General features: G+C 58.6%; 17 protein-coding genes and 1 tRNA gene. 1 reads left to right on the top strand and 17 read right to left on the bottom strand.

Annotation, left to right across the window (positions count from 1 at the left end; all coding sequences use genetic code 11):
- Positions 1-159 precede the first annotated feature (159 nt).
- Genes HX814_RS03280 through HX814_RS03250 form a run of 7 tightly spaced genes read right to left on the bottom strand, consistent with a single transcriptional unit; the run spans position 160 to position 9126 of the window.
- Positions 160-1560: an LLM class flavin-dependent oxidoreductase gene (locus HX814_RS03280; protein WP_177009399.1), complete on the bottom strand. Its 1401-nt coding sequence runs from the start codon at positions 1558-1560 to the stop codon at positions 160-162.
- Between the two features lie 37 nt (positions 1561-1597).
- Positions 1598-3256, bottom strand: coding sequence for an ABC transporter ATP-binding protein (locus HX814_RS03275; RefSeq protein WP_177009398.1), 1659 nt, complete (start codon positions 3254-3256; stop codon positions 1598-1600).
- On the bottom strand, positions 3253-4116 hold the full coding sequence (locus HX814_RS03270; protein WP_003219920.1) for an ABC transporter permease: 864 nt from the start codon (positions 4114-4116) through the stop codon (positions 3253-3255). The genes HX814_RS03275 and HX814_RS03270 overlap by 4 nt, the downstream gene beginning before the upstream one ends.
- 15 nt (positions 4117-4131) lie before the next feature.
- Positions 4132-5184, bottom strand: a complete 1053-nt coding sequence (locus HX814_RS03265) for an NADP(H)-dependent aldo-keto reductase (protein WP_087694258.1) — start codon at positions 5182-5184, stop codon at positions 4132-4134.
- Positions 5185-5216: 32 nt separating this feature from the next.
- Positions 5217-6470, bottom strand: a complete 1254-nt coding sequence (locus HX814_RS03260; RefSeq protein WP_177009397.1) for an acyl-CoA dehydrogenase family protein — start codon at positions 6468-6470, stop codon at positions 5217-5219.
- 23 nt (positions 6471-6493) lie between these two features.
- Positions 6494-7426, bottom strand: a complete 933-nt coding sequence (locus tag HX814_RS03255; protein ID WP_008431773.1) for an ABC transporter permease — start codon at positions 7424-7426, stop codon at positions 6494-6496.
- The gene (locus HX814_RS03250) at positions 7423-9126 is read right to left on the bottom strand and encodes an ABC transporter substrate-binding protein (protein WP_023659006.1); all 1704 of its coding nucleotides are present in this window, start codon (positions 9124-9126) and stop codon (positions 7423-7425) included. Before HX814_RS03250 ends, HX814_RS03255 begins: the two co-directional genes overlap by 4 nt.
- 433 nt (positions 9127-9559) lie before the next feature.
- Here HX814_RS03250 and HX814_RS03245 point away from each other — a divergent pair, with 433 nt between their 5' ends.
- Complete coding sequence (locus HX814_RS03245) at positions 9560-11710, top strand: TonB-dependent receptor (protein ID WP_177009396.1); 2151 nt, start codon at positions 9560-9562, stop codon at positions 11708-11710.
- Positions 11711-11763: 53 nt separating this feature from the next.
- On the opposite strand, the gene HX814_RS03240 is transcribed toward HX814_RS03245, so the two are convergent.
- The 10 genes from HX814_RS03240 to rpmI form a co-directional block, all read right to left on the bottom strand.
- A complete protein-coding gene (locus HX814_RS03240; protein ID WP_177009395.1) occupies positions 11764-12384 on the bottom strand; it encodes a hypothetical protein in 621 nt (206 codons plus the stop codon).
- Positions 12385-12415: 31 nt separating this feature from the next.
- Complete coding sequence (locus HX814_RS03235) at positions 12416-13309, bottom strand: hypothetical protein (protein ID WP_256344009.1); 894 nt, start codon at positions 13307-13309, stop codon at positions 12416-12418.
- Positions 13310-13612: 303 nt separating this feature from the next.
- Positions 13613-20242, bottom strand: coding sequence for a DUF3320 domain-containing protein (locus tag HX814_RS03230; RefSeq protein ID WP_177009394.1), 6630 nt, complete (start codon positions 20240-20242; stop codon positions 13613-13615).
- Positions 20243-20561: 319 nt separating this feature from the next.
- A tRNA-Pro gene (locus HX814_RS03225) sits at positions 20562-20638 on the bottom strand.
- A gap of 90 nt (positions 20639-20728) precedes the next feature.
- The gene (locus tag HX814_RS03220) at positions 20729-21085 is read right to left on the bottom strand and encodes a MerR family transcriptional regulator (protein ID WP_003219935.1); all 357 of its coding nucleotides are present in this window, start codon (positions 21083-21085) and stop codon (positions 20729-20731) included.
- A complete protein-coding gene (gene ihfA / locus HX814_RS03215) occupies positions 21066-21368 on the bottom strand; it encodes an integration host factor subunit alpha (RefSeq protein WP_002553164.1) in 303 nt (100 codons plus the stop codon). The genes HX814_RS03220 and ihfA overlap by 20 nt, the downstream gene beginning before the upstream one ends.
- 3 nt (positions 21369-21371) lie before the next feature.
- A complete protein-coding gene (gene pheT, locus HX814_RS03210; protein ID WP_003219937.1) occupies positions 21372-23750 on the bottom strand; it encodes a phenylalanine--tRNA ligase subunit beta in 2379 nt (792 codons plus the stop codon).
- A 26-nt stretch (positions 23751-23776) separates the two neighbouring features.
- On the bottom strand, positions 23777-24793 hold the full coding sequence (gene pheS / locus HX814_RS03205; protein ID WP_003219939.1) for a phenylalanine--tRNA ligase subunit alpha: 1017 nt from the start codon (positions 24791-24793) through the stop codon (positions 23777-23779).
- A 109-nt stretch (positions 24794-24902) separates the two neighbouring features.
- Positions 24903-25259, bottom strand: a complete 357-nt coding sequence (gene rplT, locus HX814_RS03200) for a 50S ribosomal protein L20 (RefSeq protein WP_003219940.1) — start codon at positions 25257-25259, stop codon at positions 24903-24905.
- A gap of 28 nt (positions 25260-25287) precedes the next feature.
- Positions 25288-25482: a 50S ribosomal protein L35 gene (rpmI, locus tag HX814_RS03195; RefSeq protein ID WP_002553160.1), complete on the bottom strand. Its 195-nt coding sequence runs from the start codon at positions 25480-25482 to the stop codon at positions 25288-25290.
- Between the last annotated feature and the right edge of the window lie 58 nt (positions 25483-25540).

The raw sequence follows: 25540 nt of genomic DNA, 5'->3' as shown, positions 1-25540 counted from the left end.
GGAACCGGGCCGGAGTGCGGGCATGCCGAGCCTAGGCGAGGCACCGAGTGGTGGGGCAAAGACCTTTTGGTTACTTTTGGGGCGTTTGCCAAAAGTGACCCGCTGTAAGAGCGGAACCATAAGCCGCCGTTACCGCAGCAACGGATATGTACACAAACCTCACGCCGGAAACCGCAATGGCAACGCCGGCTTCAGCAACGCCGCCGGATCCCGATAACGCGCCCCAAAGTGGTCCCCCGGCAACCGCGCCCGCCCAGCCCCAAACAACCGCTCCCGCAACGTCTCCCCCTCGTTGTACCGCTCACGAAACCGCCCCCGACGACGCAACTCCGGCACCACCAATTCAATAAAGTCCCGCGCCGTCTCAAACGACAAATACTGCCTCAGGTTAATCCCGTCGATCCCATCCTCATCCAGCCATTTCTCAATCGCGTCCGCCACCACCGTCGGCGTACCCGCGACAAAAAACCGCTCGCGATTAAACCCACCCAACTGCGCCAATACCGCCCCAACAGTGGAGTCCGCCTTGTACCGGCTCAAACTCTCCCACCCCTTGACCTGCCGACTCACCAGATCACTGATCAACGTATCCCGCGGATACGCCGTCAAATCAATCGCCGACTGCCCGTGAGCCAGCGACGCCTCGACACTCACCAACTTGCGATAACTGTCGAGCTTGGCACTCACCTCCTCATCCGTCCGTCCAACGATCACCCCCGCCATCACAATAAACTTCAACCCCGCCGGATCGCGATCATGCTCAACCGCCTTCTGCCGCATCGCCTGGATATTCGCCCGCACCGCCGGCGCATCATTACCACCGGTAAACACCACTTCGGCATGCCGCCCGGCAAACTCGATCCCGGCCGGTGACCCCGTAGCCTGAAACAACACCGGCGTACGCTGCCGCGAAGGCTGGCACAAGTGTGGGCCGGCAACCCTGAAGTGTTCCCCCACGTGGTTGATATAGCGCACCTTGTCCGGATCGGTGTAGATCCGACGCTCACGGTCGACAATCACCGCGTCATCGTCCCAGGAACCTTCCCAAAGCTTGTACAGCACGTCGAGGTATTCATCGGCGATCTCGTAGCGGTGATCGTGAACCACCTCAGTGTCATGCCCGAAGTTGCGCGCCGCATTCGGCAAATACGAGGTGACGATGTTCCAGCCCACCCGCCCCTTGGTCAGGTGATCGAGGGTACTCATGCGCCGCGCAAAGGCGAACGGCGGTTCGTAGGTGGTGGAAAAGGTCGCGCCGAAACCCAGGTTCTTGGTCACCCCGGCCATCGCCGGAATCACCAGCAGCGGGTCGTTGCTGGGAATCTGCATGCCCTCACGCAGCGAGGTCTCGGGGCCGTCGCGAAAGCGGTCATAGGTGCCAATCACATCGGCCAGGAACACGCCGTCAAAGGTGCCGTATTCCAGCAACTGCGCCAGCTCGGTCCAATAGTCCAGGTCATTGAAACGGTGCCGGTTGTTGTCCGGGTGCACCCACAAACCATGGACGATGTGGCTGACGCAGTTCATCTCAAACAAATTCACGTGCAGTTGCTTGGGCACCAGGAGCACTCCTTTCGTAGATACGTTTTCCAATACGTCAGATCGCTACATTCAGGTAGAACGGGATCGGCGTGTAGTCGGTTTCAAGGGTCGGGATCGCATCGATCAGCGCGCGGGTATAGGCATGGGCCGGACGGTCGAACACCGCGCGTACCGAGCCGGACTCCACCACTTCACCGGCCTTCATCACCAGCACGCGCTCACTGACGTGGTTGATCACGCCGAGGTCATGGGAAATGAACAGGCAGGCCAGGCCGAGGCGGCGCTTAAGGTCGTCGAGCAGTTCGAGAATCTGTGCCTGTACCGACACGTCGAGCGCCGACACCGGTTCATCGCAGATCAGGATCTGCGGCTCGGACGCCAACGCTCGGGCAATCGCGATGCGCTGGCGCTGGCCACCGGAAAGTTCGATCGGCCGGCGCGACAAGGCGCTGGCATCAAGGCGTACCAGTTCCAGCAGTTCCAGGGCACGGTCGCGCCGGGCATGACGCGGTACGCCAGCCACCACCAGCGCTTCGAACAGCACACGCTGCACGGTGTAGCGTGGGTCGAAGGAGCTGAGCGGGTCCTGGAACACCACTTGCACCGCACGCCGGGCTTCGCGTTTTTGCCTGGCGTCGAGGTCGGACCAGCGCTGGCCATTGATCCACACCTCGCCGGCATCGGCGGTTTCCAGGCCGAGTATCAGCCGGGTCAAGGTGGTCTTGCCGCAACCCGATTCGCCCACCACCCCCAGCGTCTCGCCGCGACGCAGCTGTAGCGACACCTGGTTCAGCACCGTGCGGGTTTTGCCGTCGGGGCCGACAAAGGTTTTGGACAGATCGCGTGCTTCAAGCAGTATTTCGCCCTGGGGCGCCGGCTCGGGCTCCACCGCCGTGAGCAGTCGGCGTGTGGGCTGGAAGTGCACGGCCTTGGCGGCCCGCAGCAGCAGTTGGGTATACGGATGACGCGGGTCTTGCAGGACCTGTTCGGTGCTGCCCTCCTCCACGATCACCCCGTGGCGCATCACGGCCACGCGATCGGCCAGGCGCGAGACCACCGACAGGTCGTGGCTGACCATCAGCAGTGCATTGTCTTCACCGCGCAGGCTCTCCAGCAGGGCGATGACCTGGGCCTGCACCGTGGCATCCAGTGCCGTGGTGGGTTCATCGGCAATGATCAGCCGCGGATTGCAGGCAATCGCCGAGGCGATCAGCGCCCGCTGGCGCAAGCCGCCGGAAAGTTGCCAGGGGTATTGGCTGGCGCGCAGTTCCGGTTCCGGCACACCGACATCCCGCAGCAGTTCCAGCACCCGCAGGCGGCGCGCTTCCAGGCCCAATGCGGTGTGCAGGTGCAACGGTTCTTCGATCTCGGCACCGACGCGGCGCAGCGGGTCCAGCGCGCCCAACGCGTCCTGCATCACAAAGCCGATGCTCGCGCCGCGCAGTTGCTGCCAGGCCCGCTCGTTGAGCTGGCGCAGGTCGACGCCCTGGAAGGCCAGCTTGGCAGCCTGGACATGGGCGTCCTTGCCGGTGAGGCCAGCCAGGGTGCGGGCGGTGACGCTTTTGCCGGACCCCGACTCCCCCACCAGCGCCAGGCATTCGCCCCGGTTCAACTGCAGACTGACACCGTGCAACACCGGCTCGGCCTGGCCGAAACGTACTGTGAGGTCGCGGATATCGACCAACGGGCCGAGGGTATGAATGTTCATCGTCATAGAGGCTTTCCTTCGCTGCGGCGCAAGAGTTCGCGGCCGATGGCACTGATGGAAACAACGGTCAGGGTGATGATCAGGGCGGGCCAGGCCACCAGCCACGGCGCATTGGCCAGGAAGCTGCGCCCGATGGACATCATCCCGCCCCACTCCGGCGCAGGCGGCGGTGCGCCGAAGCCGAGGAAACTCAAGGCGGCACCGGCAGTGATCGCGCCGCCGATGCCGATGGTGGCGAGGATCAACACGGGCTTGAACGCATTCGGCAGGATGTGCCGCAGCACCACCGCCAGCTGCGATTGGCCGAGGGTGACGGCGGATTCGACGTAGCCGGCATTGCGTACGCTGAGGGTTTGCGCCCGCACCAGGCGCGCATAACGCGGCACACCGGCAATGCCTATCGCGAGAATCAGATTGGCCGTGCCCTGGCCGAAAAACGTGATGATCACCAGCGCCAGCAACAGGTCGGGAAACGACAGCAACACGTCGATCCCGCGCATCAAGGCGCCGTCCAGCCAGCGCGGCCCAAGGCCTGCGATCAAGCCGAGCAAGGTGCCCCAGGCCAGTCCCAGCGCAGTGGCGGCGAGGCCCATGAACAGCGACGAACGCACGCCATAAATCAATCGGCTGAGCACATCGCGCCCGTTCTCATCAGTGCCCAGCCAATGCACATTGCTCGGCGCCTGGAACGCCATGCGCGCCGACGCCTCCAGCGGGTCATACGGGGCCAGCCATTGCGGAACAACGGCGGCCAACAGCAACAGCCCGACAAATACCCCGGCGAGCAACAGACCCGGCCGCAGTTGGGTAAACCCGACAAGACGCAACGGGCGATTGCCGATCAACGTTTCAATGGTTTGCGTCATGCCAGGCTCCTGGTGCTAGGGCGCGGGGTTGGGAATGCGCTGGTGGATGGCCTGGATCTGCGCCTTGATCTCATCGCCAAGAGTCACGTCCAGCGCGCCGAGGTTGTCGCGCAATTGCGCCAGGCTGGTTTGCCCGGTCAGTGCGCTGGTGACGAAGGGTTTGTCGATGATGAAGGCCAGGGCCAGTTGGGCCGGGGTGAGGCCATGTTGCCGGGCAATCTCCACGTAGCCGGTGATGGCCTCCTGGGCCGAGGCACTGTCGTAGCGATTGAAAGTGCGGTACACCGCCGACAGCCGCGAGCCCTCGGGCCGTGCGCCGCCGAGGTACTTGCCGGTGAGTGCACCGAAGGCCAGAGGCGAGTACGCCAGCAGCCCGACGCCTTCGCGATGGGTGAACTCCGAGAGGCCGCCTTCGTACAGGCGGTTAAGCAGGCTGTAGGGGTTTTGCACACTGGCAATGCGCGGCAGGCCGAGGCGTTCGCTTTGCTTGAGAAACTCGGCGACGCCCCACGGGGTTTCATTGGAAACCCCGATGTGGCGCACCTTGCCGGCCTTGACCTGATCGGCCAGCACCGCCAGGGTTTCCTCGATGGCGACGCTCTGGGTGTCTGCCTGATACGGGTATTCGCGCTGGCCGAAGATGTTGGTGGTGCGGTCGGGCCAGTGCAGTTGGTAAAGGTCGAGGTAGTCGGTGTTCAGGCGTTTGAGGCTGCCGTCCAGGGCTTCGACAATGTTGCGCCGGTCGTGGCGGCTGAGGCCGTCGCGGATGTGCTGCTGGCTGCTGGGGTCACGGGCCGGGCCGGCGATTTTGCTCGCCAGGATCACCTCGTCACGTCGACCACTGGCCGCCAGCCAGCTGCCGATGTAGCGCTCGGTGGTGCGCCAGGTTTCAGCCTTGGTCGGCGTGGGGTACATCTCGGCGGTGTCGATGAAATTGATACCTTCGGCCAGTGCCAGGTCGATCTGTTGATGGGCATCGTTTTCGGTGTTCTGGTGGCCCCAGGTCATGGTGCCGAGGCCCAGCACGCTGACTTGGATGTCGCTGTTGCCCAGTTGGCGGTAACGCATGGGTGATCCTTTTTTCTTCAAGGGTTGATGGCTCATACCGCACTCGCTTCGTCGCGAGCGGCTTGCTGCTCGACATCGGCGGCTTGCAGGCTGCGCCAGGCGGCGTTCGGGGTGACGTCATTGAGGTAGTAGTTGCCCAGTGCCCGTTCGCGAAAGATCGCCGGGTTGTGGGAGGCCAGGGTGCGCGCGTTGCGCCAATGCCGGTCGAAGCGACGCGACTCGCTGGTGGCGGAGGCGCCGCCGACTTCGAACAGCAGCGTGGTGGCTTCCAGTACCTGTTCCAGCACGATCTGTTGCGCCTGAAAAGCGCGAATCTCGGCCTCGGTGTAATGCTGTTCGGTTGCGTGCCCGCCCTGCTCCGCTTCGTGCACGTCCTGCAGCACCTCGGCGACGGCCAGCACCTGGGTGCGTGCGGCATAGGCCAGGCTCGACAAGCGGCCAATCACCCGCTGCACCAGCGGGTCATCCTTGGGGCTCGATTGCCCCGGCACACCAAACGCGCGGGTGCGGCCCTTGACGAATTCGGTGGCGTCACGCAGCACGGCGTTGGCGATGCCGGCCAGGGTCGCCAGGTGGAACAACTGGTAGAAAGCGCTCAGGTAGGACTCGGCGCGCAGTTCGTCTTTCTTGAAGCGCCGCACAATGTGCTGCTCCGGTACGTTCACCGCCTTGAAGCGGGTAGTGCCGCTGCCGGTGAGTCGCTGGCCAAAGCCGTCCCAGTCATCTTCGACGGTGACACCCGGCGCGTCGGTGCGTACCGCCAGGCTGACAAAATCTTCGCCATCCAGGGCCACGGCCGCGATCCAGTTGGCGTACAGCGTGCCGGTGCAGTAGTACTTCTCGCCGTCCAGCTGCCAGCCGGAGTCGACTGCGCTGAGGGTCACCGAGTTGCGGGTGGTGTCGGTGCGCTCGGCCATGGCGGCGCCCCACAACTCGCCGTCGACGACTTTGGCGAACCAGTAATTTTGGGACTCGCTGTCACGGCTGGAAAGCCGGCCTTCAACAAACCCGAAATGCGCGCGCACAATCTGCGGCAGGTTTGAATCGGCCTCTCCCAGCTCAATCAACAGGCGAAACAGCTGCGGCAGGCTTGCACCCAGGCCGCCCAAGGCCTGCGGCACACGCAGTGCGCCAAAGCCGGCCTCGCGCAGCCAAGCCACCGCGTCATGGGCCAGCTCGCGTTGCTGCTCGCGGGCGACGGCGGTGTCGGCTATCCGGGCAAATACGTCAGCGAAACGCTGGTGCAAGTCGGCATAACTCACTTCAGCGGGGATCGAAGCACTCATGGTTTTTCCTTCTTCAAAGGCACTCACGCTTGGTTGGCCCGAGGGTCAATCCAGCGGTTGATCAAATCGACGGCCAGGTTCACCAGCACATAGACGGTGGCGGCCAGCAAGGTCACGCCCAGCACCACCGGCACGTCTTTGTTGCTGGTGGCATCGAGCATCAAGCGCCCGATGCCCTGGCGTGCAAACAGCAATTCCACCACCACCGCGCCGCCCAGCAGGCTGGCGAACACGAACCCGGCCAGGGTCACCAACGGCACCAGCGCATGGCGCAAGGCATGACGCAGGCGCACAGCGGTTTCGGACAAGCCACGGGCACGGGCCATGGCAATAAAGGGTTGTTCGAGGGTGTCTTCCAGGGACTGGCGCAGCAGCTGGGTCAGCACTGCCGCCACCGGCAACGCCAGCGCGATCGAGGGCAGGATCAATGAGCGCCAGCCAACGGAACCGGAGGGCGGCAACCAGTGCCAATGAAACGAAAACACCAGCAACAACAGCATCCCGATCACAAACGAAGGTGCTGAAGACAGCACCAGCTCGCTGCCTGAAACGGCTGAACGCACCCAACGCGAACGGTTGGCGGTGAGGATCGCGCACACCAGGGCCAATACCACCGCCAGCAATGCCGCGCTCAGGGACAGTTGAATGGTTGCGCCGATCTGCTCGGCAATCGCTTGCTGCACCGGGATGCGCAAGCGATAGGACTCGCCCAGGTCGCCATGGGCCAGGCGCACCAGGTAATTGCCGTATTGCACGATGAGGGGTTGGTCCAGGCCGTACTCGGCACGCACTCGGGCCAGCAGCTCCGGGGTGGGCATCGAATCCGGCCCGCCGAGGATTGCCAGCGCCGTGTCACCGCCGCTGAAATTGACCGCGAGGAACGTCAGCGTCGCCGCGCCCCACAGCACGCCAATGCCCGCCAGCAGGCGCCAGGCGATGGATTTGAACAGGCTCATGGTTGCCCCCGGTCCAGCCAGATGCTGGTGAAGAACGGTACGTTGTGGGAGGTATCGAAAATCACCCCCTGGACCTGCCGGCCATACGCGGTGAGCACCTGGCTTTCCACCGAAGGCACCGCCGGGACGGTTTCGGTCAGGCGCTTTTGCGCCTCGCCATAGAGCGCCTGCAATTGCACCGGGTCGCGGGATTGGCGGGCGGCGCTGAGCACGCGATCCAGTTCGGCATCACGGAAGCGCCCGACGTTCTGGCCGATGATCTTGTCGGTGCTGATGGCCTGGCTGTGATAGAGCACGAACAGGCCATCGGGTGTGTTGGTGTGCCAGTAACCGCCCGCCAGCGCCTGGAACTTCCCGGCGTAGCGTTTCTCGGTCACGCGGGTCAGCGGCAGCATTTCGATGGGCATCTCGAAGCCGACTTTTTTCAGGTCGGCCTGGATGGCCACCGAAACGCTGGCGGGAAACGCCGGGTTGTCATAGGACAGCATCGTTGCATTCAGGCGCTGCCCGTCCTTGGTTCGATAGCCCTGGGCATCGCGCCCGGTCCAGCCGGCCTCGTCCAGCAGCGCATTGGCGGCTTTCACGTCGTAGGCCAGGGCGTCGTTGTTGGGTTGATAAAACCGGGTGTTGGCCGCCAGGAAATCCGCCTTGGCGATGTATTCGCCGAAGCCGGAAATCCACGCCAACCCTTCGCGGTCAATGGCCTTGGCCACTGCGCGACGCACCCGTACATCGTCGAACGGTGGCTGCTCGACGTTGAAGGTCATGCTGCGGCTCGGGTTGCCCTTGCGAATCCGGCTGCGCATCACCAGGTCGGGGTTGGCGCGGATGGCGGCGGCATTCTGGGCCGGTGCATCAAGCGCGAAATCCGACTGGCCGGACTCTAGCGCCGTGAAGCGGATCATGGCTTCGGGGACGTAGCTCAGTTCGATACGGTCCAGGTAGGCCTCGCCCGCGTGGCGCGTCACCGGTGGCGCCCAGTTATAGCCGGGGCGCTTGATGAACACCGCGCCCTGGTCACGGGTGTAGCTCTGCAACGTAAACGGCCCGCTGCCGATGGGGTGCTCGGCGATGGTCTTCGGCGCCTCGCGAATCTGCCTGGGGGAGATCATGCTCAGCCAGGACTGCGCCAGCACATCCAGGAAAGGCGTATAGGGTTCGCGCAAATGGGCTTCGAAGGTGTAGTCGTCGATGACCTTGCCATCCAGGTACGGCGCGATATAGGCCGCGGCCAGTGGGGACTTGGTCGCCGGGTCGCGCATGTGTTCCAGGTTGGTTTGCAGCGCCTGGGCATTGAATTTCTCGCCATCGCTGAAGGTCACGTCGTCGCGCAGGTGAAAGGTGTAGGTCTTGCCGTCGTCGGAGATGTCCCAGGAGCGGGCCAGCCACGGGCTGATATTGCCCTGCTCGTCCTGGTACACCAGGCAATCGAAGAGAATCCGGCCCATCCACTGGATGTTGCCGTTAGAGAGTGCGTGAACATCGAAACTGCCGGCGTCGGAGGCGGCTGAGACGCGCAAAGTTCCGCCACTGCGCCCCGGTGACGACTCATGAAAGTCCGTCGCCGAATAAGTCACTACACCGTTGGTGACCGTGCCATCAGCCGCAGACGTTTCATGTTTCGGTGCCGCAGCCGGTGAGCAGGCATTGACTGCCAGGCACAGTGAAATAACCGCCGAAAGTTTCAGGATGGTTGTCAATGACACTTCCTTAGAGGAACTCGATGAACACTGAAAGTTTGCAATTACGGGATGTAATGCAGTGAGCATGCCAGTCTTCAAGAAACGCCATATTGACCACGAAACCGGCGCAAAACCCTTGTAAAACGGGGCGAACACTGCCAAACACTTATATGGTTATACCCGTTATACACCCCGGAATTGTTGGTAGCCTTACACACTGCTTATCAACTGTTGCGTTCGCGACAGCTGCAGTAATCCCATCCATTAAAGTTGACTGTTGAGAATCAAACACCGATTCAAAACAAAGTATCCCGCAGAACACTTAACCTGAACTAAGCGCCCGTAATCCTTGGCCAATAGTCTTGGCATAGAAACTGCTCAGAGCGAAACAGGCATGACTATTCGAATAGAAAGCTGGGACTCTTTTATCTATTCACAAGGAACACGCTTAATGGATCCAATCTTTCGGGGAGAGTTGCAAAAGTTGACACTTGCCGTGCGGCAAGCAACTTGGCTGGCGATGGTGGGGCTGGGCTCAGCCCTGGTTTTTTCCGCCAGTGTGCAGGCAGATGATGAGGTCACACCGACGACCGGAACACGGCTAAAGACGGTGACAGTAGAGGCACAAAAAATCACGCCCGTTGAGGCAGCCAAAAGTCAGCTGTCCGAAGTGCCAGGCGGCACCAGCGTGGTCGACAGCGAACAGGTGGCCAAGGGACGCACCGCCACCTTGCAGGACACCCTCGCCTATCAGCCGGGCGTGTTCGTGCAGTCCACCGGCGGCAACGACGCGGCCAAGATCTCCATTCGTGGCTCGGGCGCCAACACCTCGCCGGGGTATTTCCGTGAGGGCATCAAGTTCCTGTTCGACGGCCTGCCGATCACCGGCCCGGGCGGCACACCCTACGAATTCCTCAACGGCTCGGGGGTGAACTACACCGAGATCCTGCGGGGTGCCAACGCCTTCCAGTACGGCGCACTGAGCCTTGGCGGCGCCATCAACTTCGTCAACCAGACCGGTTACACCGCACCCGGGCTGCGGGTGCGGGCGGAAACCGGGAGCTACGGCTACAACAAGCAAAGCCTGAGCGTCGGCGGCGTCGAGGGTGCGTTCGATTACTACCTGAATGCCGACAACTACCGCAGCGACGGCTACCGCGACTACAGCCTGTCGAAGAGCCAGGGCGTGGTGGCCAACTTTGGCTACCGCTTCAGCCCGCAACTCGAAACCCGGGTGATGCTGCGTTACCGCGACGAGTTCCACAACGACCCGAGCGCCACCACCCTGGATGCGGTCAAGCACCACTCCGACCGCGCCAGTGCCACCGCCGAAAGCAGCGGCGCCGGCAGCCGTCGCCCCGGCAGCGTATGGCTGGGCAGCAAGACCACCTACACCTTTGAGGACGACGCCACCCTGTCGGTGGGTTTCGTCTACTACCAGTACGCCCACAACAACAGCCCGAACAGCCCGAGCAACCCCAGCTACTGGGACTGGCATGACCTGAGCGCGGTGATCAACTACGACCGCCGCGACACCCTGTTCGGCCACGAAAGCCGCTCCAGCCTGGCCTTCACCTCCACCGAGCACCTCAAGGGCCAGGTCGACTCCACCTTCGCCAACAAACAGACGCGCAAGTTCGTCGACTACAGCTCCTCGTTCGATCACGTGCTCTCCGTGGGCAACGACCTGGAACTGGTAGACGGCCTGTGGCTGACCAGTGGCGTCTCGGCGATCAACGTGCGCCGCCATGCCGACGTCAAGGAAGCCCTGGTGGCCAACACCACCACCTACCCGAGCGATGTGACCTACGACAACTGGAGCCTGGCACCGCGAGTGGGCGTGCGTTACGAGTTCAACCCACAACTGCAAGTGTTTGCCAACGTCAGCCGCTCCGTCGACCCACCGGCGTCCTGGGAATACTCCGGCTCCGGGCCGACCACGCCGTACGTACGGCCGCTGGTGGAACAGAAAGCCAATACCGTGGAAGTCGGGATCAAGGGTTCGTCGGGCATCTTCGACGGCAGCCTGGCGCTCTACCGCTCGTGGGTGAAAAATGAATTGCTCAACGTACAGATCATCCCGGCCACCTCCACGGCTGCTGCGGTCACCGGTGCATTCAACGCCACGCCGACGATCCACCAAGGGATCGAGGCCGGCTTGAATACACGCCTGTGGGAAAACACCTCGGGTGAAAAAATCACCCTGCGCCAGGTGTACACCTATAACGACTTCTACTACCGGCACGACCCGACCTTCGGCGACAACCAACTGCCGGGGATTCCGAAGCATATCTATCAGGGCGAAGTGCAGTATCAGCACCCGGCGGGCTTCTATACCGGGGTGAATGTGCAATCGGCTTCGCGTACGGCGGTGGACTATGCGAACAGCTTCTATGCGCCCTCCTACACAATCTTCGGGGCGAACGTGGGGTATGAAACGCCGAGCAAGGACTGGAAGGTGTCGCTGGATTTGAAGAACCTGACCAATCAGAAATACGTGACGGCGGTGCAGCCGTTGTATGACGCGAAGGGGCAGGATACGGCGTCGTTGTATCCGGGGGATGGGATTGGGGCTTATGTGGCGGTGGAAATGCGCTATTGAGGCCTCTGCGTCAACCGTCGACAGAACCCGTTAGGCGCTGTCGACGATTTAACTCAAATCTTGCCTAGAAGACGAATGACAAACACAGCCCCTTGCCCGACCGAATGATCTACCGCGTGCATCAACGCTTTCGCAGCATCTGAAGAGAAGCCAGCCGAAATGGTGACCGACGCCAGGATACCTAGAAAATAAATAACCCAATCTTTTCGGCTAAGACGGTTAGCTGCCTGTGCAGCCGTATCCAGTTGGTTTTTCAGTATCGCAAATTGTTGTGCGCTAACATCGGCATTGCTCTTTAACTCATCGAGTACCTGCTTAAACCCCTGCTGAATCCTGGCTATATCTTGGGGTGTAAACGAGGTTTGTTGACTCTCGATTTCGATGCTACCGAACAATTGAGCCTGAATCGACACGCCAGTAAGCAAAACATCTGCTTCGCTGTAACTGCTGCCCATGAGCCTTAGTTGTAAATAACCGTCGCTACCGGCGTCGACTAGAACAGATGTTCCAATAGTCAACGTCTCTTTCCGGTCCGGAAACTTAGCACCTCCGATCACAAAATCGGCACCGTCTGTTGTGCAGTTAATCGCGGTGATAACAACGTCGAAAGGGGTGAATTCTGCAGCTACTTTTTTTCGAAGTACCTTGCGGACAGGTTGAGATGGAGGGGTCATGAGCGTCCTTATGTATGGATTGCCTTAGGCGTTAGATGGTTACGGCGAAGCGCTGAGCATCAAGGGCAGGAACGGCCGAAAATCCGGCGCCCTTCTTGAAACTCATGTTATGGACAAAATTCCTCATAGCATCAGATGGATCAATGGTTTCGAGGTTAAGTCCGTCAACAGTTAACCTAGAGAACGCAACACTCAGAATTGGCTGTTCCTCCATATGACCTGTCGAGCTGTTGAGCACATTGTCAAGAGCGGTGACGATGACCAGGTCATCCGGCAGGATTGCCAACAACTCTCGACCTACTCGCAGCGCGCAGCTGCACACGTAGTCCTGATGGAGTTCGTTGAACCGACCAACTGGCATAGCTTTGGTCGACAACTTGCCGCTTTTGAGTAGAGATTTGATTTCGGCAGGAATCACGTCGGAGCCATGGATAGCGACTTTGGCTTCGAGGACACCACCTTCATGAACAATCATCTGAATAGCTGAGCCGAGGTGTGATATTTCTGCAAACGACTCGAAAGCTTCGATGGCATCTAGCTTGGCCTGACGATCACCATCAAGGATACGGATAGCAATGTCCCTCTCCTCTGCCCACTCGGTATGGGCAGTTTTCCATCCATCAAGCTGAGCCTGATATCGCCTTTCGTCTTCCGCCTTCGCGGCGCCAATCTTGCCTACCAGGGCTATACGCTGACGAGCCTCTAGCTTGAAGAGCCGAGCCCAGAAATTGGGGTGATATGTAGCGGCCGCATGCGTAGCTTCTTGCTCGAGAGTATTGCTTTTGAGTGGCTGTCCAGGTTCAGGGTTGGAGAGAAGTCGCTTCCATTTTACGGGCTCGGCACATTCCTTGTGCATCGAAAGGAGGATGTCTACGTGATTTTCGTAAACCTCACATTCATACGCTGCTTGCTCCAGCGCTTCCATCTTTGCGTACTCTTTCTGTCGCTTTTCAAGTTCGCGCTGACGGCGATGAGCGTTTCGTTCCGATCGCCGCGCAGACGCTTGCAGCGAACGTACAGTCCCTTTCCAACCCATCACGACTCTCCATAACGTTCATATGACGGCACATTAATATAACTCTTAGCGTTGCCTGAATCACCTGCGCATTTCGTAACCGAAACATCAGTTAGCCCATAAAAAACACATTTGTACTCTACGCTTCTCAGAGCAAGGGCACGTTCAGTTTCCCAGAAGTAAGAGGACCTTCACGGCCCCCTTGTCTCTCGTTTACTCCGCCATTAGACGTACGGCCCTCTCAATCCGTTGACGTCCAGCATGAGCAAGCTTGCTTACACCAGCTTCCTTCGCGACCGCATATATTAGGGCCTCTCCTTCGTGCCCCCGCTGCGCCATCTCGTCAACCAAAGCACGTAGTTCTGGCAGGCAGATTTCAGATAGCCCTCTCGCGGTGTCTTCATCGCCGGGCTTACGAAAGACGACACTGGCATCCGACTCGATATGAGTCGGCCAAAAAAAGACTCCTGTCTGTTCCTCTTCATGTGAGCGGAATCGCGCCCGGGCAATTTGGTCAACGCGATCACGTATCCGTGAGCCGGTTCGTACCCAGCCATGAGCGCGGGCAATGCGCCTTGCAAGCGCCGTGTCCAGAACCGGTCCCTCTTCCGCCACGACATGAGCAATCATCTGCTCCAGCGTTTCCGTGTAGCTCGCCTCAAAGAACTGATCTGGATCGACCAACCTTACCGCCTGACGAGGGTCGGATTCTTTGTAAATCAAATATTCAAGGGGACGAGCAAAAGCCAGGACATCCTCATCTGGTTTGACAGATGCCGACTTGGCATACTTCAAATCAGGAAACGCACCTGAGGGGTCATTGGATTCGCCCACACTATCGACTGTGGCGACCACAGTAACCTGACTTACTACCTCAATGACCTCAGCCATAGCTGCGTCGATTTTCAGTCGCTCTGCCTCTTGAGCGGCGTCGATGACAGCCTGCTTGGCTCGGGAATCCGCTAGAATCTCGTTCAGCCGTTGATGTACCTTTTCGGCAGTTCCAATTGCATCAACCCACCAGTCCGTCGACCATATCCTAACGATCTCCCAGCCAAGTCCACGCAGTACAAATTCACGGAGCTTGTCACGATCACGAGCGGTCGCACTGCGGTGATAGGTAGCACCGTCGCATTCAATCCCGGCAAGGTACCGTCCAGGTGCATCAGGGTGAACAACCCCAAGGTCTATTCGAAAGGAGGAAACGCCAATCTGGGTAAATATCTGCCATCCCTTTTTAGCCAAGGCCGCTGCAACCGCCTCTTCGAATGGGCTGTCGAAACTACCCACGCTACCAAAGTCAGCCTCTGCGAGAGCCCGTGGGCCACGCTCTGCAAACTCCAAGAAGTGCTTAAGATCTCGAACCCCGATCGCTTGCGTACGAGCTAGATCAATATGCTCTGGGCGCAAGGTCGAAAACACCACTAGCTCCTGGCGAGCACGGGTTATTGCCACGTTTAGTCGACGCTCACCACCAGGGCGGTTCATCGGACCGAAGTTCATGGACAGCACACCGGCAGCGTCTTTTCCGTAGGTGGTCGAGAAATAGATGATGTCTCGCTCATCGCCTTGAACGCTCTCAAGGTTCTTGACGAACACAGGCTCCAGCTCGGACTCAGCGAAATACGAATCGAGTGATGGGTCTTTCCGGCAAGCCTCATCCAGCATGTCCATGATGAGCTTCTGTTGCTCGCCGTTAAAGGTTACGACCCCCACGGTCCGCCTGCTTTCGCGGAACGCCGGAGACTGTAGGCGAGCAACCAAATCAGCAACTAAATATCTTGCTTCAATTAAGTTTGTTCGCGACCCGCCCTTGTCATATACACCCGGGACTGGGCATAACCGTACTGCTTTGTCGGCCGTAAACGGTGATGGGAAGGTCACCAGCTTCGACTGGTAGTATCGCTGGTTCGAGAAAGCGATCAGACTTTCGTGGCGGCTACGGTAGTGCCAGTTAAGATTACGCATTGGCAGATTGGCACTGATGCACTCGTCCAGAATACTCTCGAGATCAGCCTCTACATCCTCATCTTCAGCGGTCGACTCAGCGCGGTTAAAGAACGAAGTTGGAGGGAGCTGTTTGGGGTCGCCCACCATCACCACTTGCTTCCCTCGGGCCATGGCGCCGATGGCATCCCAGACAGGTATTTGAGATGCCTCATCGAAGATAACGAGATCGAATGGCGTTGAGGCAGGAGGCAGATACTGAGCAATGGATAGAGGACTCATGAGCAAGCATGGAGTCAGCTTGGTTAGCGCTTCTGGCGCACGACTCATCAGCTCCCGCAATGGAATGTGCTTAGTCTTCTTGCCCATCTCATGTCGCAGGACTCCCCACTCTGAAGAGCGACTTACACTGTCTTGGCTTGGTAGGTCGGAACATAGCCGAGCCCGGAGCCAGTCCTTGGTCAACTCGGTGAACTTGTCATCCAAAGCCCGGAAATCACGAATGCGCTGCTCGTGCTCCACGCTGACGAACGTCCGGATCACCTCTTCGTTGTCGACCGTCGTGTTCAGCCACCAGCGAGCATAATTTACTTCTAATACACGACGGACCTTTCCAAAGGCGATGCCTCCTGTTTCCATAGCTTGAACAATCGGCGCCAGGCCGGCAGCGTAAGCTTCATCGCGAACCTTCCGCCAAGCACACCATGCCTTAAGGCGCGATTCAGACGAAACAACAGTTTCGCAGTTTGTCTTGATATCACGTAGCGCCAGGTGAGCGGTTTCGATGACGCCCATTTCGGTGAAATGACCGACAGCCGTCAGGTGCGCCGCTCGTGCCTGTAGCAACTCAAGCTTTTCTCGAAGAGCAACACCGGCATTGGCTATAGCAGCCTCCGGTTCAAGTAGTGCGTTACCATCCCCCAACAGAGTTTGAAGCGGTATTTTGTAGGCCGCGACCTGCTCAGGATTGAGTGCCAGCTTCGCCACCGCGGTAGCTATCTCCCCCTGAAACGCTGACGCACTGCGCACGACGTCAACTTTCGTCTTCAGGTCATTCCAGGCAGGAACGATTTCTCGCAAATCGGCCAGATCTACCAACTCTCGCTCAACTGCTGCTCTGTTCTTAAGCAACTCAAAATCTGCTTTTAACGACGAGCCACAACGCCCCTCCTCTATATAAGGATGGTCGTCGACAAGTCGGCCACATTCTTCTATGTCACGTCGTTCAGCCTGGAAGCGCAGAGCTGCAGTCAGCACGTCAATATCCGTGGTCAACCCGTTCCAAAGAGAGCTAGTTGCTGAGCTGAGATCAACCAGCTCATCTAACCCCGCATCGAGACGAGTCAGCGCACGCAGCCGGTGAAGTTCCTCTCTCAGCTCATCACCTAGCTGGCCCTGCTCAACCATCTGCAAGCCGTCATCGATCCAAGCAGCGTTACTTTTCTGAAGCCGAATAGCCTCTTGCAGCTTGATCGCTGTCGCGAGATGCGTTGCTTCGGATTTGGCACCTTGCCAAACAGCAACACACTCATGACCTGGCTCCAGCTCATCGATTGCTCTGCGCACCGACCGAATCTCTGACCAAGTAGCGAGATCCTTGCCATTGTCGACTTCACCTGTTGACGTCTGCGTCGGCGCCAATAGCCCAGCGATGCGGCGTTTTCCGAACCAGGACTTAGGCCAGAAAGACTCCTCCGCTTCTTTCCATTCGCGCAGTAGGAGTTCGGTATCAAGTACTTCAATCGCATCCCCGTAGGACGCCGTTAGCTGGTGCTTGAGGTCGTCTATCTGACGCAGCAATGTGACAGCTTGCCCGAGAACGTCAGTGACATTTTCTGGCCAGGCCGGGCCTAGATCAACGAATGTAGCGCGGCGTTGCTGCAGCAGATCAATGCCTTGTTTAGCTTCAGCAGTAATACGAGAGGACCAGAAGGATGAGAGTCTGGAGTTAATGTTCCGGTGTTCGTCGACCCAAGTGCAGCCGTCACTCAGGCGTTTAGAAATCGAGCGAGCATCGGGGCGCAGTGCGAAACGCCAATCATGCCCAGCGGCAGCAGGAAGTGCTCGAGAAAGGATCGATAGCCCCTCAAGCGCTGTTGGGGTGTACTCCGTAACAGGAAGCCCAGACAGCTCAACAAAGCGATCGGCAGCTCTCTGGACTTCAAGCACAGCGGGAAGCACGTCACGAGCCGCCTGCACGAATTGTTGCTGCCAATGAGGCGACCACTCTGCTTGGCCTACCCCGGACAAAGCGTTGCCTGCCAGCTGACTGTAACCCACAGCCTGTGCGTTCACTTCAAGGCGGTCGCCCAACTCTCGAAGTTCAAGCATGGCCTTCTGATCATGCGTTTCCGGAGATGGCCAACCAAGTGGAGCTACTGCCTCATCAACACCCGATGTCACCGTCCCGATGGCATCGTAGATGGTGTAGCCGTTGCGGTGCCGGCGATGCAGACGCTCGACATAAATATTGAGGCTGTCACGCAGGGACGCGAGCCGCTGCGCTTCCACCTCCCAAGCGGAAGCATCTACCTCCCCTTTCGCTTCCCAAGCCGACTGCAACTGAGCAAGCACATCCGTTTTTCGAGCCTTACTGGAGTGAAGTTCAAGGCAAAACTCACCCAGACCGATTTCACGCAAGCGGCGGTACACGACATCCAGGGCAGCAATTTTCTCAGATACGAACAGTACCCGGCGCCCTTGAGCGATGGACTGGGCGATCATGTTGGAAATCGTTTGGCTTTTACCCGTGCCCGGTGGACCTATGAGAACGAAATCTTTTCCCTTCGCTGCTGCCATCACAGCAGCAAGCTGAGATGAATCAGATGGCAATGGGCAGAACACATCAGTCGGACCATAATCACGGTCCAGTGACTCCGCCTCCGGAAACGGGGTATCGGAGATGAACGAATCACGTGGCGTATCCAGAAGATGTTGGACTACAGGGCTCTGTCGAAGGTGCTCTGCATTCTCGGCAAGATCCTTCCACATAAGATACTTGGCAAACGAGAACATCGAGAGCACAACGTCCTCGTTCAGCTCCCAGCCAGGGATATCCTTGATAGCATGGCCAACTTTGTTCCAAATGGCTGCGATATCCAGACCGGAGTCGTCCCGAGGCAGCTCCTGCTCCAGTGAACCCAAGCCCAGTTCAAAGTCTTGACGCAGCATCTCGATCAGAGTCGGGTTAAACCGAGGCTCATCATCGTGCAGCACCATGGTGAATCCGGAACGTGCACTCTTACGCTCCAAAGTGACAGGAACCAGGACTAGTGGCGCTTTGTACTTCTGCCCGGCCCTATCCTCACGCGTCCAACTAAGAAAACCGATGGCCAGGAAGAGAGTATTGGAGCCACCCTCCTGCAAAGCAGTACGAGCGCCTCGATATAACTCAGTTAACCGGACCTCCATTTCGGCGGACGTCAGCGCAACGAATACTTCCCTACGCTTGAGAGCATCTTCAGCATGACGGCGGCGAACATCTTCTCGCTCACGCTGCTCATAGAGTGCGCGCTCACGCGGATCTGCACCATCCATCAGGTCAGGCCTCGTAAGCAGCTTCAGAGACTGTCCACTTGCAAGAATGTCCTCGAGAGCACCGGGATCAGGAGATTCAAGCTTCAGCGCTCGCTTACCCATTTTGAAATTGAGCAAGTTATTTCGAAGCGACAGATCCAGGAGCTTTCGCTGCCACCGGCCGAGGCGATCTGCTGGGTCGAGCTTAGACAGATCCTCAGCCTGTACCTTAATATTGTCATCGGCGATGCCGATTCCTTCCTCCACCAGAAGCGGTGGCGCTTCATCAAACTCAGAAACAGCGACACGTGCGATCTGAGCCTCTGAGCTGGCGAGCGGTTTGATACGCTGCAGACGGGCGCGACGGATATCTAGCAGCATCTCGAAAACACTATCAGCGTCTTCGGCTACCTGCTTCGCGCCCATCTCTACCGCATAAGAGAATGGCGGTATGGAGGCGTGGGTTATAAGAGTAGTCTCAAACAGCACAAGCTCCTGAAGTTTCACCCTCTTACGTACTGCGGTGACATCATCCACGACAGCAGTCGTAAACTCTTCTGGCTTAAGCCAAAAACCAGCAAAAGCATGACCATGGGTGAACACGATTACAGGGTTAAGACCTATCTGCTCCAATGCCGCGCAGAAAAGCAGAGTAAGATCGAGACAAGTAGCTAACCCGGAGTCAGCAATCTGACTGGGGCTACGAATCTTCTGCCCAGATCGTTCAAAGCTAGCCGGCGGCAACGCATAGTCGAGCTTCATGCGCGCCACCGCCCCCCACACTGCAGACCCCAACTGCCAAGCTCTTTTGGGGCCTCCCTCATACCCATCAAGTGCAGATGACTTATCGCTAAGACGAAGCAGCTCGGCTGCCTGTTTGAGCAACCTTTCAACCGCCGCATCATTCGGCTGAACAAAAGCTGCCGTCATATCTGGTATATGGCGCAATCCGCCCCACTGATTTCTGGGCAGGAGGTCTACGACCTGTTCAAACAGAGCAACTTCCTTGCGACCGCCTTCCGACTCCTTGTCATCGGCTTCGAGGACAAACGTGAAGGTCGACATCTCTGATTCTGTCAGGCGACTCAGCAACGGGCCGTCCAAAGCAAGATCAAGCCCAGGTATGACCCGGAAGCTACCTGCAGCGATCTCGTCAATCCGCCAGACCTTGGACTTAAAAACCTCGGGTACCGAGCTAAGCGTAAGAGTCGCATTGACGAAACGATCACTCGTTTCGTTCGATATGCGAAGCTCGCGTATCACAGGAATGGCGTTCTGAAAATCCGCAAGGTTCAGCTTTGCCACCAGAGTGGCAAGGATTTTTACGTCTTTAGGCTGGATTTCTTCTTGGAGCGTGAGGGGCTGAACAATGTCGTCCATGCGCAACAATCCTTGTCGTGATGCTCGAGGGAGTGCCGGATTTGTCCGGCCAGGAGGCCCCTCTTGAGCTGATGGCGGGATGATATCTCTTCTAGGGAGAGCCGTAATGTGCCTTTGGTCGTCACTAACTTCTCATTCCGTCATCGGATCCCCATCTATTGATCTCTGATATCAGGCCGAGGCTGATGTTCGCAGAACAGATTCGATGGTAAATCCACATCCGAAAGCTATTCATAGCCGGCTGTTTTATGGGGAGGGGGTAAAAATGCAGGCAAATAAAAAGGCCGCGAGATAAATCTCGCGGCCTTTTTAAATTATATGGTCGGGACGGAGTGATTCGAACACTCGACCCCTAGCACCCCATGCTAGTGCGCTACCGGACTGCGCTACGCCCCGACTAGGCGTGTTACTGGGTTCGCTTCGCAACGAAGCGATCAGGAATATACCGCAAGCTTTTGAAATGTGGAAGTATTTTAAAAGCCGGAATTACTTCTTCAAAACCACCAGCACATCTTCGAGTTCGGAGATCATCTGGCGGATCATTTGCTTGTATTGGGTGGTGTCGTCTTTGGCTTCATCACCGGACATACGCTGGCGCGCGCCGCTGATGGTGAACCCCTGGTCGTACAGCAACGCACGGATCTGTCGGATCATCAGCACATCCTGGCGCTGATAATACCGACGGTTCCCGGTGCGTTTGACGGGGTTGAGTTGAGGAAACTCCTGCTCCCAATAGCGCAGCACGTGCGGCTTTACCGCACAAAGCTCGCTGACTTCACCAATGGTGAAGTAGCGTTTGCCTGGGATGACGGGCAGTTCGTCGTTATGACTTGGTTCCAGCATAAGCCTCAACTCGGGCCTTCAACTTCTGCCCTGGACGAAAGGTGACCACACGGCGAGCCGTGATCGGGATTTCTTCTCCCGTTTTTGGATTGCGGCCAGGCCGCTGGCGTTTGTCCCGCAGGTCAAAATTGCCGAAACCGGACAATTTGACCTGTTCGTTGTCTTCAAGTGCGTGCCTGATTTCTTCAAAGAACAGCTCGACCAATTCCTTGGCCTCGCGCTTGTTCAGGCCCAGCTCTTCATACAGACGTTCCGCCATCTCAGCTTTCGTCAAAGCCCCCATACGTCACTTCCTTAACGTGGCGTTCAACCTTTGTTCGAGCGAGGTGAGGATATTTTGCGTCGTCGTATTCACCTCATCGTCATTAAGAGTGCGCGATGGATGCTGCCAGGTCAAGCCAACTGCAAGGCTTTTTCTATGCGGATCAATGCCTTTACCCTGATAGACGTCAAATAGCCTGAGGTCTGTCAGCCATTCCCCTGCATTTTCACGGATTACGTCCAGAACAGCACTGGCCGCAACACCTTGATCGGCAATCAGCGCCAGATCACGTCGTACTTCAGGGAAACGCGACAACTCGCTGAATTTAGGCATTTTGCCCGAGGCCACTTCAGCCAAGACTAGCTCAAAAACGAAGACTGGACGGTCCAGCCCCAAGGTTTTCGACAGTTCCGGGTGAATCGCGCCAACGAAGCCCACCAGGCGACCTTCACGTTCGATACGGGCAGTCTGGCCCGGGTGCAACGCCGGGTGTTTGCCAGGGGTGAAAGTGAAGGCATCCAGCGCACCGGCAAAGCCCAGCACCGCTTCCACATCGGCCTTGACGTCGAAGAAGTCGACGGTGTCGCGACCTTGTGCCCAACCTTCCGGCAGACGGCTGCCGCAAACCACACCAGCCAGCATCGGCTCTTGCTTCAGGCCATCCAGCTGACCGACAAAACGCAGCCCGCTTTCGAACATGCGCACGCGGTCTTGCTGACGGTTCAGGTTGTGGGACAGCGCCTTAACCAGACCCGGCCACAGCGACGAGCGCATGGCGGCCATGTCGTTGGAGATCGGGTTAGCCAGCAATAGCGGCTCGACACCCGGGTTGAACAGTTCGAATTGCTTTGGATCGATGAAGCTGTAGGTCACCGCTTCCTGATAACCACGGGCAACCAGCAGGCGACGCAGTTCCGGCAGGTGTGCACGGGCTTCGGCTTTCGGCTGCGGCGCCAGGCGCGCTTGCGGGTAACGAACCGGCAGGCGGTTGTAGCCGTACAGGCGGGCCAGTTCTTCGATCAGGTCGACTTCCAGGCTGATATCGAAGCGATGGCTTGGCACTTCTACGTGCCACTGCCCTGCTTCACCGGCCGAGATGCCGAGGCCGAGTGCCGACAGCAGGCGCTCGATTTCAACCGGCTCGATCACCAGGCCGAGCATTTGCTCAACGGCCTTGGCGCGCAGGATGATCGGTGCAACCGACGGCAGGTGCTGTTCGCTGACGGTTTCGATGATCGGGCCGGCTTCGCCGCCAGTGATTTCCAGCAGCAGGCCAGTGGCGCGCTCCATGGCTTCACGGGCCAGCTGCCAGTCCACGCCACGCTCGTAGCGGTGCGAGGCGTCGGTGTGCAGGCCGTAGGAACGGGCCTTGCCAGCGATGGCGATCTGATCGAAGAAAGCGCTTTCGAGAAAGATGTCGCGAGTGGTTGCGGACACGCCACTGTGCTCCCCCCCCATCACGCCGGCAATCGCCAGGGCGCGGGAATGGTCAGCGATCACCAGGGTGTCGGCACGCAGGCTGACTTCCTGGCCGTCGAGCAGTACCAGCTTCTCGCCTTCCTCGGCCATGCGCACGCGGATGCCGCCGTTGATTTCGGCGAGATCGAAGGCGTGCAGCGGTTGGCCCAGTTCCAGCATCACGTAGTTGGTGATGTCGACGGCAGCGTCGATGCTGCGCACTTCGGAACGGCGCAGGCGCTCAACCATCCACAGTGGGGTTGGCTTGGACAGGTCGACGTTACGGATCACGCGACCCAGGTAACGTGGGCAGGCGTTGGGGGCCAGCACTTCGATCGAACGCACTTCGTCGTGCACGGCAGGTACCGCTGCAACCACCGGGCGGGTCACGGTCGCGGCGTACAGTGCGCCGACTTCACGCGCCAGGCCCGCCAGCGACAGGCAGTCGCCACGGTTCGGGGTCAGGTCGACCTCGATGCTGGCGTCTTCCAGTTCCAGGTAGACACGGATGTCCTGGCCCACTGGCGCATCGGCCGGCAGTTCCATCAGGCCATCGTTGCCTTCACCGACCTGCAGTTCCGCCTGGGAGCACAGCATGCCGTTGGACTCGACGCCACGCAGCTTGGCCTTCTTGATCTTGAAGTCGCCTGGCAGCTCGGCACCGATCATGGCGAACGGAATTTTCAGGCCCGGGCGCACGTTTGGCGCTCCGCACACGACCTGGAAGGTTTCCGCGCCGTTGCTGACCTGGCACACACGCAACTTGTCAGCGTCCGGGTGTTGCTCGGTGCTCAGCACCTCACCCACAACCACACCACTGAAAACACCGGCGGCCGGCGTAACGCTATCGACCTCAAGGCCGGCCATCGACAGACGAGCAACCAGCTCGTCGCGACTTACCTGCGGGCTTACCCAGCCACGCAGCCATTGTTCACTGAATTTCATCCTGCTCTCCTAAAGATCCGTTACGACTAGCGAAATTGCGCGAGGAACCGCAAGTCGTTGTCGAAGAACAGACGCAAGTCGTTCACGCCGTAACGCAGCATGGCCAGACGCTCAACGCCCATGCCGAAGGCAAAGCCCGAGAATTCTTCCGGGTCGATCCCGGACATGCGCAGCACGTTGGGGTGAACCATGCCGCAACCCATCACTTCCAGCCAGCCGGTCTGTTTGCAGACGCGGCAGCCTTTACCGCTGCACATCACGCATTCCATATCGACTTCAGCGGATGGCTCGGTGAACGGGAAGAATGAAGGACGGAAACGTACCGCCAGCTCCTTCTCGAAGAACACCCGCAGGAACTCTTCGATGGTGCCTTTGAGGTCGGCGAAGTTGATGTCGCGATCAACCAGCAGGCCTTCGACCTGGTGGAACATCGGCGAGTGGGTGATATCGGAGTCGCTGCGATACACACGGCCTGGGCAGACGATGCGGATCGGCGGCTTCTGCGATTCCATGGTGCGGACCTGTACCGGCGAGGTATGGGTGCGCAGCAGCATGTTCGCGTTGAAATAGAAAGTGTCATGCATCGACCGGGCCGGGTGGTGGCCTGGGATGTTGAGCGCCTCGAAGTTGTGATAGTCGTCTTCGACCTCAGGGCCTTCGGCAATGCCGTAGCCGATGTGGGTGAAGAACTGCTCGATACGTTCCAGAGTCCGGGTAATCGGATGCAGGCCGCCCGAGGTCTGGCCACGGCCAGGCAGGGTCACGTCAATGGATTCGGCGGCGAGCTTGGCCGCAAGATCAGCCTCCTCGAGCGACGCCTTGCGCGCATTGAGAACCTCTGTAACACGCTCCTTGGCCACGTTGATCAGCGCACCGACTTGCGGACGCTCTTCAGCCGGCAAATTCCCCAGGGTCTTCATCACCTGAGTCAATTCACCCTTTTTGCCAAGGTAGTGAACCCGGATTTGCTCCAGGGCATTGATATCTTCTGCGCTTTGCACAGCCTCTAGTGCTTGAGAGACCAGCGCATCCAGGTTTTCCATGTACAGACTCCAGATACAAAATAGGGGAAGAGCTTGAAGGCTCTTCCCCTATTTAAGACGTTTAACACCGTGGGCCGCGGAAGCGACCCAGGGTGACTGTCGGGGGTACTTAAGCCAAGGTGGCTTTAGCTTTCTCGACAATCGCAGCAAACGCCGCTTTTTCGTTCACTGCCAGATCAGCCAGAACCTTACGGTCGATCTCGATGGACGCTTTTTTCAGGCCAGCGATGAAACGGCTGTAGGACAGACCGTTAACACGTGCACCAGCGTTGATACGAGCGATCCACAGAGCGCGGAACTGACGTTTTTTCTGACGACGGTCACGGTAGGCGTATTGGCCAGCCTTGATAACCGCTTGCTTGGCAACACGGAATACGCGTGAACGCGCGCCGTAGTAGCCTTTAGCAAGTTTCAGAATTTTCTTGTGGCGCTTACGCGCCATGACGCCACGCTTTACACGAGCCATGAGTTACTTCCTCTATTCTTGACTAAAATTAACGAAGGCGCAGCATGCGCTCGACTTTTGCCACGTCAGACGGATGCAGCAAGCTGCTACCGCGCAGTTGACGCTTACGCTTGGTCGACATTTTAGTCAGGATGTGGCTCTTGAAAGCGTGCTTGTGCTTGATACCGTTAGCAGTTTTCAGAAACCGCTTAGCAGCACCACTTTTAGTTTTCATCTTTGGCATGTTCGGTACTCCGCATTCAGTTGATAAACATAATCAGAAGGCCTGCCGTGCCCTATTG

This window comes from Pseudomonas sp. C8002, from assembly GCF_013385765.1.
Taxonomy (GTDB): Bacteria; Pseudomonadota; Gammaproteobacteria; order Pseudomonadales; family Pseudomonadaceae; genus Aquipseudomonas.
The sequence above is the reverse complement of the archived record's forward strand: the minus strand, read 5'-3'. Positions and strand labels throughout refer to the sequence as shown.

Coding starts and splice junctions, on each gene's coding strand:
- pheS (WP_003219939.1), bottom strand. CDS start 24,793: ATGGAAAACCTGGATGCGCTGGTCTCTCAAGCACTAGAGGCTGTGCAA.
- HX814_RS03275 (WP_177009398.1), bottom strand. CDS start 3,256: ATGACGATGAACATTCATACCCTCGGCCCGTTGGTCGATATCCGCGAC.
- rpmI (WP_002553160.1), bottom strand. CDS start 25,482: ATGCCAAAGATGAAAACTAAAAGTGGTGCTGCTAAGCGGTTTCTGAAA.
- HX814_RS03235 (WP_256344009.1), bottom strand. CDS start 13,309: ATGGAAGCGCTGGAGCAAGCAGCGTATGAATGTGAGGTTTACGAAAAT.
- HX814_RS03270 (WP_003219920.1), bottom strand. CDS start 4,116: ATGACGCAAACCATTGAAACGTTGATCGGCAATCGCCCGTTGCGTCTT.
- HX814_RS03230 (WP_177009394.1), bottom strand. CDS start 20,242: ATGGACGACATTGTTCAGCCCCTCACGCTCCAAGAAGAAATCCAGCCT.
- HX814_RS03240 (WP_177009395.1), bottom strand. CDS start 12,384: ATGACCCCTCCATCTCAACCTGTCCGCAAGGTACTTCGAAAAAAAGTA.
- rplT (WP_003219940.1), bottom strand. CDS start 25,259: ATGGCTCGTGTAAAGCGTGGCGTCATGGCGCGTAAGCGCCACAAGAAA.
- HX814_RS03265 (WP_087694258.1), bottom strand. CDS start 5,184: ATGCGTTACCGCCAACTGGGCAACAGCGACATCCAAGTCAGCGTGCTG.
- pheT (WP_003219937.1), bottom strand. CDS start 23,750: ATGAAATTCAGTGAACAATGGCTGCGTGGCTGGGTAAGCCCGCAGGTA.
- HX814_RS03245 (WP_177009396.1), top strand. CDS start 9,560: ATGGATCCAATCTTTCGGGGAGAGTTGCAAAAGTTGACACTTGCCGTG.
- HX814_RS03220 (WP_003219935.1), bottom strand. CDS start 21,085: ATGCTGGAACCAAGTCATAACGACGAACTGCCCGTCATCCCAGGCAAA.
- HX814_RS03255 (WP_008431773.1), bottom strand. CDS start 7,426: ATGAGCCTGTTCAAATCCATCGCCTGGCGCCTGCTGGCGGGCATTGGC.
- ihfA (WP_002553164.1), bottom strand. CDS start 21,368: ATGGGGGCTTTGACGAAAGCTGAGATGGCGGAACGTCTGTATGAAGAG.
- HX814_RS03260 (WP_177009397.1), bottom strand. CDS start 6,470: ATGAGTGCTTCGATCCCCGCTGAAGTGAGTTATGCCGACTTGCACCAG.